General features: G+C 40.2%; 15 protein-coding genes. 4 read left to right on the forward strand and 11 right to left on the reverse strand.

The window, feature by feature from the left end; translation table 11 throughout:
- Positions 1–207 precede the first annotated feature (207 nt).
- Positions 208–453: a glutaredoxin domain-containing protein gene (locus ACH6CZ_RS04845; RefSeq protein ID WP_374096277.1), complete on the forward strand. Its 246-nt coding sequence runs from the start codon at positions 208–210 to the stop codon at positions 451–453.
- A gap of 25 nt (positions 454–478) precedes the next feature.
- On the opposite strand, the gene ACH6CZ_RS04850 is transcribed toward ACH6CZ_RS04845, so the two are convergent.
- From ACH6CZ_RS04850 to ACH6CZ_RS04875, 6 genes are all read right to left on the reverse strand, one after another.
- The gene (locus tag ACH6CZ_RS04850) at positions 479–685 is read right to left on the reverse strand and encodes a hypothetical protein (protein ID WP_374096278.1); all 207 of its coding nucleotides are present in this window, start codon (positions 683–685) and stop codon (positions 479–481) included.
- A gap of 114 nt (positions 686–799) precedes the next feature.
- On the reverse strand, positions 800–1552 hold the full coding sequence (gene fadH, locus ACH6CZ_RS04855) for a 2,4-dienoyl-CoA reductase (protein ID WP_374096279.1): 753 nt from the start codon (positions 1550–1552) through the stop codon (positions 800–802).
- Positions 1553–1683: 131 nt separating this feature from the next.
- The gene (locus tag ACH6CZ_RS04860; RefSeq protein WP_374096280.1) at positions 1684–1908 is read right to left on the reverse strand and encodes a hypothetical protein; all 225 of its coding nucleotides are present in this window, start codon (positions 1906–1908) and stop codon (positions 1684–1686) included.
- 85 nt (positions 1909–1993) lie between these two features.
- Entirely contained in the window at positions 1994–4078 is a 2085-nt protein-coding gene (locus ACH6CZ_RS04865) for a sensor domain-containing protein (protein ID WP_374096281.1), read from the reverse strand.
- A gap of 109 nt (positions 4079–4187) precedes the next feature.
- A complete protein-coding gene (locus ACH6CZ_RS04870; protein WP_374096282.1) occupies positions 4188–6269 on the reverse strand; it encodes an RNA degradosome polyphosphate kinase in 2082 nt (693 codons plus the stop codon).
- 11 nt (positions 6270–6280) lie between these two features.
- The gene (locus tag ACH6CZ_RS04875; RefSeq protein ID WP_374096283.1) at positions 6281–7822 is read right to left on the reverse strand and encodes a Ppx/GppA phosphatase family protein; all 1542 of its coding nucleotides are present in this window, start codon (positions 7820–7822) and stop codon (positions 6281–6283) included.
- A gap of 79 nt (positions 7823–7901) precedes the next feature.
- On the opposite strand from ACH6CZ_RS04875, the gene ACH6CZ_RS04880 reads away from it, so the two are divergent.
- Positions 7902–8330, forward strand: coding sequence for a YkyB family protein (locus tag ACH6CZ_RS04880; RefSeq protein ID WP_374096284.1), 429 nt, complete (start codon positions 7902–7904; stop codon positions 8328–8330).
- A 76-nt stretch (positions 8331–8406) separates the two neighbouring features.
- Here ACH6CZ_RS04880 and ACH6CZ_RS04885 read toward each other — a convergent pair whose 3' ends face one another.
- The 4 genes from ACH6CZ_RS04885 to corA all read right to left on the reverse strand — a co-directional run bounded on the left by ACH6CZ_RS04885 (position 8407) and on the right by corA (position 12384).
- Complete coding sequence (locus ACH6CZ_RS04885; protein ID WP_374096285.1) at positions 8407–9312, reverse strand: chemotaxis protein; 906 nt, start codon at positions 9310–9312, stop codon at positions 8407–8409.
- 82 nt (positions 9313–9394) lie between these two features.
- Positions 9395–9844, reverse strand: a complete 450-nt coding sequence (locus ACH6CZ_RS04890) for a TlpA family protein disulfide reductase (RefSeq protein WP_374096286.1) — start codon at positions 9842–9844, stop codon at positions 9395–9397.
- A 103-nt stretch (positions 9845–9947) separates the two neighbouring features.
- Positions 9948–11252, reverse strand: coding sequence for an MFS transporter (locus tag ACH6CZ_RS04895; RefSeq protein ID WP_374096287.1), 1305 nt, complete (start codon positions 11250–11252; stop codon positions 9948–9950).
- 130 nt (positions 11253–11382) lie between these two features.
- Positions 11383–12384: a magnesium/cobalt transporter CorA gene (gene corA / locus ACH6CZ_RS04900; protein ID WP_374096288.1), complete on the reverse strand. Its 1002-nt coding sequence runs from the start codon at positions 12382–12384 to the stop codon at positions 11383–11385.
- Between the two features lie 140 nt (positions 12385–12524).
- Here corA and ACH6CZ_RS04905 point away from each other — a divergent pair, with 140 nt between their 5' ends.
- On the forward strand, positions 12525–13658 hold the full coding sequence (locus tag ACH6CZ_RS04905) for an aminotransferase class I/II-fold pyridoxal phosphate-dependent enzyme (RefSeq protein ID WP_374096289.1): 1134 nt from the start codon (positions 12525–12527) through the stop codon (positions 13656–13658).
- 59 nt (positions 13659–13717) lie between these two features.
- Here ACH6CZ_RS04905 and ACH6CZ_RS04910 read toward each other — a convergent pair whose 3' ends face one another.
- Positions 13718–14581, reverse strand: coding sequence for an NAD(P)-dependent oxidoreductase (locus ACH6CZ_RS04910; protein ID WP_374096290.1), 864 nt, complete (start codon positions 14579–14581; stop codon positions 13718–13720).
- Positions 14582–14671: 90 nt separating this feature from the next.
- Between ACH6CZ_RS04910 and ACH6CZ_RS04915 the strand changes: the two genes are divergently transcribed.
- Positions 14672–15328: a GNAT family N-acetyltransferase gene (locus ACH6CZ_RS04915; RefSeq protein ID WP_374096291.1), complete on the forward strand. Its 657-nt coding sequence runs from the start codon at positions 14672–14674 to the stop codon at positions 15326–15328.
- Positions 15329–15405: the final 77 nt, after the last annotated feature.

Here is a 15405-nt window from a genome sequence, read left to right on the forward strand (position 1 = left end):
ATCAGTTGATAATGAGAAAATTAATTGAATCTCAATCAACATTCCCTGATTCGGCTCTAACAAAACAAAGAATACTATAACACACATTTTCAACTCATAACAGAACAATCTGAGCTTCACTTCAGTCGGGCTGCAAATTCTTTGACACAGGCTTGTATTTGCGGGAAACTATGATTAGAGATAAATCGTTAAAAGGAAGTGAGCAGCGTGCAAAAAGTAACTTTGTACACTCAGCCTCAGTGCCCTCCATGTGAGATTGTTAAGCGCTTTTTTAAAGCAAATGACATACAATTCAGTGAAATAAATATCAAAGAAGATCTCTCATCCAGAGAATACATGGTTAAAACGCTGGAGTCATATTCGACCCCAACGGTTTTAATAGACAACAATGAAGTTGTCAGAGGTTTCAACCTGGAAGTACTGGCTGAAAAATTAAATATTTCATGTGATTAAACCGGCATCTGCCGGTTTTTTGTTTTTATATCATGTAGTACAATATGATACCCACACCTGCAATTCCGGCGAGGCTGTATATGATAATGACCGGATTAAAGAGGACCGGGTGATTTTTCACTTCGTCTGAAACCTCATCCCGTTCTCTCTTTTTCCCCGCCGCCTGCAGAGTGCCTGCGAGTCCAATGACACAAATGATTATGACAGCTGCAATTGTGATGATTGTAATCAAGCGATCGCCACCTTTAATCTTTGGCTATGTTAAAATTGGCTTTAACATAGAATCTTTAATAATAAGATGGTCAATCGGGGTATAATTATACCTTTAATCCCTCAATCCTGATGATTAAAAAGGAAATGCGTTCAGCCATTGTCCTCCGTCCAGTGTGACGCATTCGCCGTTCATATACGCGGCATCATCTGACAGCATAAACGCTGCAAGTCCAGCGATTTCTTCAGGCTTGCCAAGTCTTTTCAGGGGTACGCTATGCAGCGTTCTCTGGGCTGCTTCTTCAGATTGAAACAGCTTTTCCGCTCCACCTGTTCTTTCAATCGGTCCAGGTGCAATCGCATTGGCTCTGATCCCGTATTTATGTCCCCACTCAACCGCAATCGTCCTTGTAAGGGATAGTACACCAGCTTTTGCAGCTGCTGAATGTGCAACACCAGCACCTGCATTCCACGCATATGTAGCGACCATATTGATGATGACACCTTTGATCTGGTTATTGATCCAGTAATCCCCTACGGCTTTTGTACAATTGAACGTCCCATTTAACACGATATCAATAACAGATCTCCATGCGTTAGGAGACATCTTTTCCACTGGACAAATAAAGTTTCCGGCTGCATTATTTATCAGACCGTCTACTGTTCCGAACTGATTTACAGCTGCTTCAACCATTTTTTCAGCCATTTCAGGCTCACGGACATCCATCTGAAAATAATGTACGTTTGATCCGATTTCTTCCACTGCTGCTTTGAGCTTTTCTTCGTCTCTGCCCGTAATCAATACAGAATTTCCGTCATCTGCAAGCCTTTTTGCCATATACTTCCCCATACCATTTGAACCGCCTGTAACAATATAAACCTTCCCCATCTGAATCCCTCCATTTTGTATAATGAATGACTATTCATTCATTATACTACCAGTTCATGTCACATTCAATTTATTCCTTGGGTTTTATGCAAAAATAAAAAAACTGATCCAGCCTCGAGGCCAGATCAGTTTTATTGATGGTGATCCTGATGAATTGTACTTTTTTGATGTAGTTTCGCAATCGCACGCACAATTGTTTTTTTCTTGTTAAAGCCAGTTGCAGTTACATGTTCTTTGTTCAGTTCTGCATAAACTGTACCTTTTGAATTTTCTTCATTAAAACCTTCTATATATACTGTAATCACACCTGAGTTTACCGGGATACGAAGGATATTCAGTGTCAGCCCTTTTTTCAATTGAAAAAGCTCCTTTAGTAAAATACTTAAATTCTGCACAACAGCTTTACAGTATACTACTATAAGGAAATTGTCAATCTATCTTTTATCCAATATCAAGCAGTTTTCTGCCCATCTCCGCTGAAGGCAGCGGTTTGCTGAAAAAGTAGCCCTGCCCTTTCTGACACTGTTCGTTTCTCAAAAATGAGACCTGAGCCATTTCTTCCACGCCTTCTGCAACCACTTCAAGTCCAAGTGAGTGTGCAAGATGGATAATCGTTTTAGTGATAGCCGCATCTTTACGTTCTGACTGGATTTCTCTTACGAATGACTGGTCAATTTTTAAAATATCAATCGGAAAAAGCCTCAGATAATTTAAAGATGAGTACCCTGTCCCAAAGTCATCAACAGAAATTTTCACACCGATTTTTTTTAACTTTTTCAGCATGATCAGCGTTGTATTTATATTACTCATTGCACTTTCAGTAATTTCAATTTCGAGCAGTTTTGCATCGACATTATATTTCTTCAGCGCATTCATAATTACCTGATCAAAGTCAGCCTGTGAAAATTGTTTTGGAGAAATATTGACGGCAATCCGTATATTATTAATCCCCTGCAAAGACCATGCCTGCAGCTGCAAACATGCCTGATCAATAACCCATGCACCAATTGTGTGAATCATTCCGTTCTCTTCTGCCATTGTGATGAACTCAGAAGGCGGTACTGAACCAAATTTCCGGTTATTCCATCTGAGCAATGCCTCTATACTTGAAATCTCACCATTTTGAAGATCAACCTGAGGCTGATAGTGCAGACTAAGCTCATTCAGCTCAATTGCTCTTCTGAGATGTGTTTCCATGATCATTTTATCCGGAAAAGTCTGCATCATTTTATTATGATAAAAGCCTACACCCGGTACTCCGGCATTTTTAACAGTATGCAGTGCCTGGGCTGCGCGGTTGATCAGAACTTCACTCTGAATACCATCTGTCGGGAAGATGCTGACACCAATCCTTGCTGTGACAAAATACTCCTGGTCATTAATGATAAATGGCTGTTGAAACAACGTTAGAATATGATCTGCAAAATCATTTGTTTGCATCTGTGTTGTATTATGGAGCAGGAACACAAATTCATCTGCATTGAGACGGTATAAATAGTCACCGTCATCGATCAGTGTTCTAAGTCTGCCTGCTACTTTCTTTAACAACTCATCCCCCGCATTAAATCCAAGTGTATTATTCAGTTTTTTAAAATTATCAAGATCGAGACACAGTACAGAATGCGTATCCTTTGTCAGTTCTGACAATTCATCAATATGCCTGCTAAAAGCCTGGCGATTTAAAAGCCCGGTGAGCCGGTCATGCATGTATAGGAAATTTATTTTCTCTTTTGTTTCCTGCTCACTGGTTGCATCCCTGATGATCATATACACACCCTGCGCCTGTCCCTGAACAATAATCGGAACGAATTTTGTATGAACGACAATGGTACTACCTTCTGCAGTCACTGCAGGAATAAAATGCAGCTCGTGAGGACCATCTTTTATCGCCTTATGTATACAATTTTTCACATTAAAAGACGATCCCTTCGAAAAGAACGATGACACCAGATGATCAATAAATTGATCTGACCCGGCACCAAAAGTCCGCTCAGCCGCCTGATTTACTGATGTAATTGTACCATTGTCTGATAATGTAAGAATGGCATCCAGGTTATGCTGTATAATCGATTGATAATGCTCATGCAGGTTTTTAAGTTTGTTCTTTTCTCTTTCTTCTTCAGTCACGTCCCGAACAACTGCAACGATAAAGTTGCGATTAGACTGATCATCAGAAAGTGTTGAGAGATGTGTTTCAAAATATTTCGGCTCTCCGTTTGAATCGTTCAGGTCCCTGTAACGGAGATCCACCTGATTCATCTGTGCATGTCTATACAGTTCAATCAGCTTCGGGCTCAAAGTCCCCATTACTTCCTGCACCGTTTTATCGAGTACATGCTCAATCTTTTTTTTCATCGAATAAAGAGCAGACTGATTTGCGTATTTGTAGATGAATTCTCCTTCAACTTCTTCAATGATCACAACAGCATCCCCAAGATGTTTCGTAATAATGACTGAAAGCATATTATTTATCTCTTTGGAAAAATTTATTTCACCTTCAATTGACTGTAAATGTGGAGTATCCATATGGCCATCCTTCCAATTGTCGAACTATCTTAATCATTCCAAAATTTAATTTTGATGTCAATGGATTTATGAAACTTTAGCATTACATGATTATAGTCATTTTTACTTATCACTCTTCACCCTCAGTGATTCTATATGCCTCCGCCAGACAAATTTTCTGGGCATGAAATTCAGGTTTGTCACCTCTGTCAACATAAGTGTAGATCCCGTTCTGATCCTGTACCCTTGCTTTCATATTATCAGCTAGCTGCAGATCCAGAATTTTCTTGATTCTGTTTTTATGAAGCTGTTCTGTGATTGGAAAGAGCAATTCAACTCTCTTATCCATATTACGGGTCATCATATCTGCTGAAGACAGCATACATTTTTCTTCTCCATTATGATAGAAGTAATAAATTCTGCTGTGTTCAAGAAACCTTCCGACAATACTTCTCACATGAATATTTTCACTGATCCCTTCTATTCCCGGTCTCAAACAGCAAATTCCTCTGATGATCAAATCAACTTTCACTCCTGCTGAAGAGGCTTCATAGAATTTCATAATCAGCGGTTTATCTGTAAGAGAATTCATTTTAGCGATAATATGCCCGTTTTTATGTTTTTTATGAAAGGCGATTTCTTTATCTATGAGCTCGATAAAAGAATCACGAATTGTAAAGGGTGCAACAATCAGATGATGATATGAAGGCTTTTCTGTGTACCCGCTTAAATAATTAAAAAAGTTTGTTGCATCTGTGCCGAATTTCCTTTTCGTTGTAATCATGCCCATATCTGTGTAGACTTTCGCAGTCTGGTCATTATAGTTTCCAGTCCCGAGATGGACAAACCTTTCGATCTTATTGTTCTTTTTTCTTACAACCAGGGTGATTTTACTGTGCGTTTTTAAAAATGTCATGCCATATATAACGTGACATCCTGCCATTTCAAGTTCTTTTGCCCACTGTACATTATTTTCTTCATCAAACCTGGCTTTAAGCTCCACTAATACCGTGACCTGCTTTCCATTTTCAGCTGCTTTTTTTAATGCATTAATAATAGGAGAACCCCCGCTCACCCGGTAGAGGGTCTGTTTGATTGCCAGTACGTCCGGATCCTCAGCTGCTTCATCAATAAAATCTATGATTGGTGTAAACGATTCATATGGATGATGAAAAAATAAATCCTGTTTCAGTGCTTTATCAAAAATATTTTCACCAGGCTGAAGATCGCCCGTAGGCTGAGGGATAAAAGATTCAAATACCAGATGATCTTTATCCTTCGCACAGGTCTTAATAAACCCAAACAGAAAAGTTAAATCGAGCGGTCCGCGTATTTGATAAATATCAATGTCCTCAATTTCGAGTTCTTCAGTTAACATTGATACAAGTCTTTGAGGGGCATCAGCATGTTCAATTTCCAGCCGGACAGCTGCACCCCATTTTCTCTTTTTCAATTCTTTTTCAATTTCAAGCAGCAGATCCCGCGCTCCCTCTTCATGGATGGTTAAATCTGCATTTCTTGTAATCCTGAATAGCAGACTCGATGTCACCTCATACCCTACAAACAGCCGGTGAAGGTAATGTTTGATGACCTCTTCGAGTAAAATAAATTCATGACCTGTAATGGATGGCAGTCTGACAAACCGCGGCAGTACTGATGGAACCTGAACAATTGCCACTTTTTGTTCCTGATGTCTGCTCGACAGCTCAACAATCATATTCAGACTCTTGTTCAGCAAAATCGGAAATGGACGGTATGCATCCACCGCAAGAGGTGTTAAAACCGGAAACACCTGCTCTTTAAAAAAATGTTCAACAAAATTCAACTGCTTAGCTGACAGATCCTCAATTATTTTAAAAGAGATATCTTCTTTCTTTAATTCTTTTTCAAGAGAAGAAAGTGTCTGGTACTGCAGCTTTACAAGGTGATGCGTCTGTTCAGAAATTGCGCCGAGCTGCTGTTTTGGTGTAAGGCCAGCTTTATTTTCAGGCTTTGTAAAATTGGCTTTCACCTGATCTTTCAATCCCGCAACACGAACCATATAAAATTCATCAAGATTAGAGCTGAAGATCGAAAGAAATCTTAGGCGCTCAAGAAGAGGATTGTTCGTATCGAATGATTCTTCCAATACTCGCTGGTTAAATCCAAGCCAGCTCAGTTCACGGTTATTATAATATTCCGGTTTACTGAACTTTTTCTCTGCGTGTGTCATTGCGATCTCCCCTATGCTTCCTGTGTAACAGGAATAAAGTTAAGTTCAATGGATTTTTTCAACGTTTTCTCCAGATGCTTTTTCTGTTTCCCTGCCTGATACTCTTCTGCTAAAGTACGCCCTTCTGCGTAAAGGCTTAACAGAAGGTCATCACCTTTCTTTCTCATCTCGATCTGATTGACAAGGTTTCTTTTAGAACCATTGAGACTATATGCAAGTTTGATACATGCACCGATCAGACGAATCTCATGTAGTTCTTCATCAGTGAACCATCCGTCAAAGGGCTCCAGAAACTGATTGAACATCGACTTACTTTTAAAAGAAGCTGCAAGTGCAAGCGCGATCCGGTCTTTATGTAACACGCCATCAATTGAGCGGTTCGCAATGATATAAAAAGTATGCTGACTGCTTGAATCTGAATCAATATATTCACCAAGATAATAAAGAAATGCTGCCCTTTTAAGCAGCTGAAGTCCTATTTCTGTTTCCTTCAGCTCTCCAAGCGCACCTAGGTGTGAGTACAATTCAGTGGCTAAAGAAATCATATATTCCGCCTCTGAGCGTTCAATCGCATAATCAAATGCAAGTTCATTCATACTGGATAGAAATACTTTTTCTTTATCAAGAGTAGCAGCATACTTTTTCATCAGTTCTTTAAATACAATGCCGTCACGAAGCCCTTTTCTGCTGAACATAAACCCTTTGGCATTGACGATTTCATAAAGTTCACAAAACACCTGTGAGGCTGGTGCGATAATGTCTGTACGGTCACTTGATAATCCATCCAGCTTTTCAAGCTCATCTTTTGTCATTTCAACAAGTTGTCCGTTGACCTCCTTCAGGTCATCTTCTGTCATCCAGTATTGATGAACGCCTGCAATTGGATAATTGACAGACTGCTGATGAACCTGTGCGATATTTCGCGCACTGCCGCCAATTGCGACAATGGGCACTTTCTTATCAGCCAGCCAGTCCAGGCTGTTAAATGAATCTCTGATAAATTTGATTAGTTTCTTTCTTTCACTCTTGGTCAGTTTTTCACCCTCCATAAAGTCATTCTTTAAGGATACTGCTCCAAAAGGAAAACTGTGAGAGTGCTGCAGCTGCTTATGCTCATAATAAGTGACTTCAGTACTCCCGCCACCGATATCAATCGTCACAGCAGACATAACCGGTGTAGAGTGAATGACGGCCAGATAACCGAAAAAAGCTTCCTCTTCTTCAGTCAGTATTTTAATTCTGATACCGGTTTTTTCTTTCATACGCTGAACGATTTCTTCACTGTTACCAGCCTGCCGGACCGCTGCAGTAGCTGCAGCCCTAATATCTTTTATCTGATGAAAAGCGATAATCTCATTAAATGCGAGCAACGCTTCTTCAAGGATGCCTGCGCCTTCTTCTGTCAGCATCTGATTATCATCAAGATACATTTTTAACCTGGCAACGGTTTTAATGTTTTCAATTTCTTTCATTCCTTTTTCAGGATCATATTCGTAGAGCACTAATCTGATTGTGTTTGAACCAATGTCAATAACAGCTGTTTTATTTTTCAACCTTCATCACGCTCCAGCTTTAAATTTTCTGTCAACTGAGGTATACTTGTCCAAATCCAAAGAAAAGGTGAGTGAAAAAATGAGTGACCCTTCAGAACTTTCTTCAGAAAAACTTGCTCAGGCTATATTTACTGTCAACAAACACGCAAAGACAGCTCCGGATTCAAAGTTTCTGTATCAGATCAAAAAAGCAGCAATTGATCAGATGCTGAAAGAAGGAAAAGCGAAAAAAGTAGGGCTCCAGTACTCCAGAAATCCAGGGTTAAGTCAGCAGCGCTCAGACTTACTCGTAGAATGTGCGAACTACATGTTTCACATTCCTCCTCAAAAGAAAGACTTCAAAGAACTCCCGCATCTCGGTAAGCTCTCAGACAATGTCCGAAACCCTAAAACCAGAATGAACCTCAGAGAAGCCAAATCGATATTGCAGAATTATACAGGATTAACATCAGCTCCTGTTCAAAAGCCGTCCTACCAGCGCCCTGTTTTCAAGCGCCTTGGCGAATAGCTGATACTCATCTCTTCCCTTAACTGTATACACAAAAAACCGGAGCAGCTCAATTATTTAACTGCTCCGGTTTTTATTATAAAATTAACCGGTCGATTGATTGAATTAGCTGATTAATTTCAGGTTTACTGATTTGATCATCAGCACCTACTTTATTTCCTTTATGCTTTAAGTCATCAGTAATTAATGATGAGAAAATGACAACGGGAAGATGCTTCAGTTGCTGTCCTTCTTTAATTCTTCTCGTCAGATGATGTCCGTCCATCTGTGGCATTTCGATGTCTGTGATGACGAGCTGAACGTGCTCTTTAATTTCTGAACCGTCTGCAGTTAATGACTCCAGATATGATAGAGCATCACGGCCGTTTTCAAAGAATTCCGCCTGATCATATCCTGCTTCCTTAAGCGTGTCTGAAAGCAGCTGTCTTAACAGCGGAGAATCTTCAGCAACAACAAGCTTTTTTTCTGATCTTTCTCTTGGACCCAGCTTTTTGACCATGCCAACATTAATTCCTGTCTCAGGATTAATTTCAAGTATGATGCTTTCAAAGTCTAATAGCAGAAGCATTTCATCGCTTCTTTTAATGACACCAATCACTTTTGTATGCTGGCTCTGGTACATATCCGATGGTTTCTCAATTTGATCCCATGATACTCTGTGGATCATAGAGACATTGTCTACATGAAATACAACCTTCTGCTGATTAAATTCAGATACAATGTATTTTTCCTGCGTGTTTTTTTCAATTGGTGCACTGCCAAGCACCTGTCTCATATCAATAACAGGAAGTACTTCACCTCTCAGCTGGATGATCCCTTTTATGTATTGATGGGAATGAGGAATCGGGATCACTGGTGTTGGCTGAATAATTTCCTTCACCTTTATTACATTAATTCCGTATTTACTGCCATTCACTTCAAATTCCACGATTTCAAGTTCATTTGTACCGCTTTCAAGTAATATGCCATTTTTTTCTGCCATTTTTTTCTCTCCTTCTGCCGTCCGTCAAAAAAAATCCTTCTCCCTATATATCGGGAGAAGGACCATGTTATTGAGTATATAATTATTTTTCTTCAGTACCAAGTACTCTGTTCAGACGCTTGCGAAGCATTTTCATACCGCTGCCGCCGGCCTGGAAGTGACGAAGCTGACCTTCTTTATCAAACACATAATAAGCTGGAACGTACTGGTTTTCAAACGCTTCAGTCAGCTTATGCTCACTATCTACATAGATCGGCTGTGAAATATCATGTCCCTGTGCTACCTGCTCAATGACCTGCATATCAAGGTCATCTTCTGAGCGTGGCATATGAACAGCCACTACATTCAGGTCTTCCTCATATTCGTCACGCAGTTCATTAATATCAGGCATAGCTTCTTTACAAAGGTGACAGCTGACTGACCAGAAGTGAACCAGTGTCGGCTTTTCACCAACCAGATCTTCTCTTGTTACTTCATCATTTAACCATTTAACCGCGCCATCTAGTTCAGGCATAGGTGCTCTTAACTTCATCTCAATTCCTCCTGACGACTGAATCCATTTCTATTATGGTGCTCTTTTTTAAAATTATTATTAAAAAACACAATTTCCATTATAGAAATGACTACACTTAGAGTCAAGTCTGAGCGTCAGGCTGTTTTACTTTGATCAGCAGGATCATTCCGATCACTGCCATGACAATGAGTGATGAAAGGGCAATTCTACTTGCAAGTTCACCGTACTCTCTCAGGTTAAGTGTAATCGTTCCATAAATGGCAGGACCGATAATTGACGATACCTTACCTGAAAATGCAAACAGTCCAAAAAACTGACCTCTTTTTTCATATGGCGTCAGATCAATAATCAGCGTTCTTGATGTGACCCACATCGAACCAAGTGCAATACCAATGAGCGCACCTGCGATCCAGAACATCCACTGCTCAGTTGCCAGAGCTGCAATCGTCAACGCTGTGATCAGAATGATTGATACTAACATAACACCTGTCTTAGCACCGGTCTTTTTTGTAATATATCCAAAGATGAATGATCCAATTACAGCAAAAATCGTAGAGCCGAGATATAAGATAATAAACTGTCCGCTCGTAAAGCCGACAACAGCGGTGGCATAAATCGCCATAATCGCAATCGTTGTGGCAATTGCATCATTTAAAAAGAAATATGAAAGCATAAATGTGAATGTATTTTTGTAGGATTTCATTTCTTTAAACGTTGCATAAATCTCTTTATACCCTGTTAGAAAGTGTTCTTTTTCTCTTTTCTTTGCAGGCGTATCTTTCATGAAAAAGAATAACGGAAGTGAAAATAGCAGATACATGACAGCCGTTGGAATGAATGCCTGCTCAGGACTCCCTTCCTGAACAAATAAGTAAACTGAAAGTCCGACAATGGTTCCCAAATAGCCGACAGCTACGCCAAAGCCTGATATAAGCGGGATTTCTTCTTTTGTTCCAAGATCACTCAGCATTGTGTCATAGAAAACCAGACTGCTGTTAAAAAAGAACTTTGCAGCGACAAAAGCAATCACCACAAAAAACAAATTAATCGGCAGGTTAAACCACTCACCCGCCATATCAGTTGCAGCAAAAATCCCCATTAAAAATGTGCCGATAATTGATAATGAAGCAAGCCATACAATATACTTTTTCTTCTGCCCCGTCCGGTCGATCCACACACCATAAAGCGGTGAAAATACAACCAGCAGAAAGCTTGCAAACGCGTTTGCATATGAGATAAATGTACTTGCGACCTGCTCCATTTCAGCGCTGCCGCCAATTTGCGCATCCAGATAAAAAGGAAAAAATACAGTATTAATATTTGAAGAAAAGATCGTGTTTGCAAAATCATATAATGCCCAGGATAAAATCGGCAGCATAAAAAACAGTTTCATCCCGCTTCTTGGCATCCGCTCTGTCTGATTCATATGATGTACCCCCATTTCTTTCCTGTACACTTCCATAACCGTATTTCAAAACCCTTTATTCTTCAAATTAATTTTCTGTAAATCCAATAAACATGAAAAAGCAGCCCATGAAAAACCATGAGCTGCATGCTTAACGCTTGAATATTCTGCGTCTTTTTTTCTTTTTTGATCTTGAAAACTGGAGCCAGCCGATTTGTCTGAACACAATAAACATCACAATCGCAATGAATACCATCACACCGAGTAAGACAAAGTAACCGTACTGAAATTCCAGCTCAGGGATATAGACAAAGTTCATGCCATATAGGCCGGCCAAAAATGATAAGGGCATAAAAATCGTCGTAATGACAGTCAGTGTCATCATGATATTATTCATTTTATCTGAGCTGACAGAAATATAATTATCTCTGATATCAGATGAAAATTCCCGGTAGGACTCAAGCATTTCCGTTAACTTAATCACATGATCATACACATCTGAAAAATACAGCTGCTGATCTCTCGTTAATGCAACATTCGTTCCGTTTAATAATCTGTATAGCAAATCCCTTGTTGGTACAAGTGACCTTCTCAGCTTCTGCATATCATGCCTAACATCAAAGAGTCTGTCCATCAGATCATGGGAAGAGTTTTCATCCGTTTTTTCTTCAATCCTGTTCAGTACATCTTCTATCCCATAGACAGATGGAAAATAGTCGTCGACTGTCATATCCAGTATAGAATGAAGTAATCCGATTGGATGATGCTCTCCAGGTAATCCTTCTCCTGACAGCTGCCTGTCCCATAATTCATCAATCATTTTCAGCTGCTCATAGTGCCATGTAACAATTAATTTATCATTTACAAATACATCAATCTCTTCTGCCTCATATGTATCTTTTGAAAGATGGTGCAGGACCAGAAAGATATACTGATGATAGCTGTCAAATTTCGGTCGTTGATAGCCTTTTTCCACACAATCTTCAATTGCGAGAGGGTGAAATGAAAAAGTTCTGGACAGCTCTTTCCCTTCCCGGTCAGTCGGTTGTGAAAAGTCCACCCACATCCAGCGGAGCTCAGCTTTTCTCGCTTCTTTAATCGTCTTAAATTGATTCAGGCTTCCCCCGGTTGTCATTCCAATTATTCTGATCACCTGACTCACCTCCTTCTCCATAATTGTTATTTATCCTTAATTCATCAGTTTTAATCAAATTCACTTTCATTAATTTCACCCTCACTGATTTTTACGGTACAATAACTTTTATACATGTATTTCTAAAGGAAGTGACACCAATGAATAAAGCAGTAAAAGGAATAGAGATCTCTGGCATCAGAAAGTTTTTTAATCAGATACAGCATATTGATGGTATGATCTCACTGACGATTGGACAGCCGGATTTCCCTACACCCGCCCATATTAAAGAAGCCGCAAAAGACGCGATTGACCATAATCATACAAACTATACACATAACGCTGGTATTATGGAGCTGAGAATTGCGATCTCTCATTATATGAAGGATAAATATGACCTCACTTACGGGGCTGAGAAGGAGATCATCGTAACAAATGGAGCTTCGCAGGCGATTGATACAGCACTCCGAACCATTTTATCGCAGGGACAGGAAGTCATTTTACCTGCACCTGTCTATCCGGGCTACACGCCTGTTATTAAGCAGTGTGGCGCTGTACCAGTATTTGTTGATACCACTGATCAGCATTTTAAAATGACCGCTGAGATGATCCGATCCCATATAACTGAAAAGACTGCGTGCATCATCCTGCCATACCCGTCCAATCCAACCGGCGTCAGCCTGAATGGATCTGAATTAAAGGAAATTGCTGACCTTGCAAGGGAGCATGATCTATATATTATTGCAGATGAAATATACAGTGAGCTCACTTATGATGAAACGCATGTGTCCATTGGAACACTTGCGAGAGAGCGTACAATCGTTATTAACGGGCTATCCAAATCGCATTCAATGACTGGATGGAGAATTGGTGTTTTAATGGCCCCTTCTGAAATTGCTGAGCAGTGTCTGAAGGTACATCAGTATAACGTCTCATGCGCTTCCTCGATCTCACAGTATGCAGCCCTTGCTGCGTACACTGCTGGTAAGGATGACGCGCTTCCAATGAAAGAAGCTTATAGAAAAAGAAGAGCGTTAACTGAAGAAAAACTCACTGAACTTGGATTCAAAGTTGTAAAACCGGATGGGGCTTTTTATTTTTTTGCAGGTATTCCCGGTAGTAAAAACGCTGAACAATTTGCACTCGGCCTGGCAGAACATGCGAAAGTCGGTGTTGTTCCCGGAACGGCATTTGGTGCTGAAGGTGAGGGCTATATCAGGGTATCTTATGCCTGTTCAGAGGAGCAGCTGCATGAAGCCTTTAATAGAATGAAACATTATTTATCATCACATTAGCTAAAACACCTTTTGCTATCCCTGCGGAACCGGACGGACAGGAAAGCAAAAGGTGTTTTTTATAATTGATCCTCGTACACTTTATATAATGCCTGTGTCCCTTTTTCCGAAAGTCCGATATCTTTTGCCTGCTCGTAGGATTTTAACGCAAGTTCAAGACCAGGTAGTGACAGACCCATTCTTTTTGACTCTTCCAGTGCAATTTTAAGGTCTTTAATGAAGTGATGAATATAAAATCCCGGTTCATAGTCTCCATTTAAAATTCTTGGGGCCAGATGACTCAGGCTCCAGCTTCCTGCCGCACCCTGCGAAATGCTTGCCAGCACTTTTTCAGGATCCAGCCCTGACTTCATAGCATATGTCAACGCTTCACATACACCGGTCATTGTTGAACCGATCACAATCTGATTGCTCATTTTCGTGTGCTGGCCGCTTCCCGCTTCACCGTGAAAAACAATATTAGCACCGAATGTCTCCAGGACAGGCAGCACCTCTCTAAAAATACGTTCTTCCCCGCCCGCCATAATGGAGAGTGTTCCGTTTTTAGCTCCCGTATCACCACCTGACACCGGAGCATCAATCATATGAATGCCTTTAGAACCGCCTTTTTCAAAAAGCGCTTTTGCTAGTTCAGGTTTTGACGTTGTTAAATCAATACAGATTGTCCCTTCCGAAGCAGATGTAAAAACCCCTTCTTCACCTGTATACACGTTAAGAACATCCTCCGGATAGCCAACCATTGTAAAAATGACATCACAATTTGTTGCCAGTGCAGCGGGCGTTTCTTCCCATACTGCGCCGTTTGTAAGTAAATCCTCCGCTTTCTGCTTTGTCCGCGTGTAAATATGTACTGTATGTTCTTTTAATAAATGAAAAACAATTGATTTCCCCATAACCCCTGTACCAATAAAACCAATTTTCATCATGATCCCTCCTGCTATTCATTGTGACTCACTTTTTGAAAATTGCAAATGATTGAATCTGTTGATAAGATGGGCAAAAAGGAGAGTGCTATGAATAAACATCTGTATGTCTTTAAAAGTGACAAAAGATATGATGTAACGATCCGGAATTATCGTGAGAAAGATTTTGAGCATTTGATTGAATTACAGCGGAAAGCCTTCCCTCCCCCTTTCCCGTCAGATCTGCTGTGGAATGATGAACAGCTGACGGCACATATAACACGTTTTCCGGAGGGTGCACTTTGTATTGCTGTTGATGGTCAAATCGCTGGTTCTATTACAGCGCTCAGAACAAATTATGCAAATGAAACCCACACCTGGGAACAGATTACCTCGGATGGCTATATCACAGACCATGAACCTGATGGAAAGGTCATCTATATCGTAGACATTTGTATTGACCCTGATTACAGAGGGCTTGGACTTGGGAAAGAATTAATGCGGGCAATGTATGAAACCGTTGTTTACCTTGGGGCTGCAAAGCTTGCAGGAGGTAGCAGGATGCCGGGGTTCAAAGAATACAAAAATGAACTTACTGTTGAAGCGTATTATGAGAAGGTGATCAACGGTGAATTAAGTGATCCGGTTGTGACTTTTCTGATGAAAGCCGGGAGAATGCCTGAAAAACTGATGAAAAACTATCTCGAGGATGAAGATTCTGCGGATTGCGCAGTTTTGATGACCTGGAAGAATCCGTTTTTAGCATAAAAAAGAACCGGATTATGGGGGGAATCCGGTTCAAAAAAGGGAAATCAGAATGAAAAAGTATGCTTGTACTACTAATA

The sequence above is a fragment of the Jeotgalibacillus sp. JSM ZJ347 genome, from assembly GCF_044383825.1.
GTDB lineage: Bacteria > Bacillota > Bacilli > Bacillales > Jeotgalibacillaceae > Jeotgalibacillus.

Bases quoted from the DNA above. Each gene is read 5' to 3' on its own strand.
- fadH (WP_374096279.1), bottom strand. From the start codon at position 1,552: ATGGGGAAGGTTTATATTGTTACAGGCGGTTCAAATGGTATGGGGAAG.
- ACH6CZ_RS04865 (WP_374096281.1), bottom strand. From the start codon at position 4,078: ATGGATACTCCACATTTACAGTCAATTGAAGGTGAAATAAATTTTTCC.
- ACH6CZ_RS04870 (WP_374096282.1), bottom strand. From the start codon at position 6,269: ATGACACACGCAGAGAAAAAGTTCAGTAAACCGGAATATTATAATAAC.
- ACH6CZ_RS04880 (WP_374096284.1), top strand. From the start codon at position 7,902: ATGAGTGACCCTTCAGAACTTTCTTCAGAAAAACTTGCTCAGGCTATA.
- ACH6CZ_RS04885 (WP_374096285.1), bottom strand. From the start codon at position 9,312: ATGGCAGAAAAAAATGGCATATTACTTGAAAGCGGTACAAATGAACTT.
- ACH6CZ_RS04890 (WP_374096286.1), bottom strand. From the start codon at position 9,844: ATGAAGTTAAGAGCACCTATGCCTGAACTAGATGGCGCGGTTAAATGG.
- ACH6CZ_RS04895 (WP_374096287.1), bottom strand. From the start codon at position 11,252: ATGAATCAGACAGAGCGGATGCCAAGAAGCGGGATGAAACTGTTTTTT.
- ACH6CZ_RS04905 (WP_374096289.1), top strand. From the start codon at position 12,525: ATGAATAAAGCAGTAAAAGGAATAGAGATCTCTGGCATCAGAAAGTTT.
- ACH6CZ_RS04910 (WP_374096290.1), bottom strand. From the start codon at position 14,581: ATGAAAATTGGTTTTATTGGTACAGGGGTTATGGGGAAATCAATTGTT.
- ACH6CZ_RS04915 (WP_374096291.1), top strand. From the start codon at position 14,672: ATGAATAAACATCTGTATGTCTTTAAAAGTGACAAAAGATATGATGTA.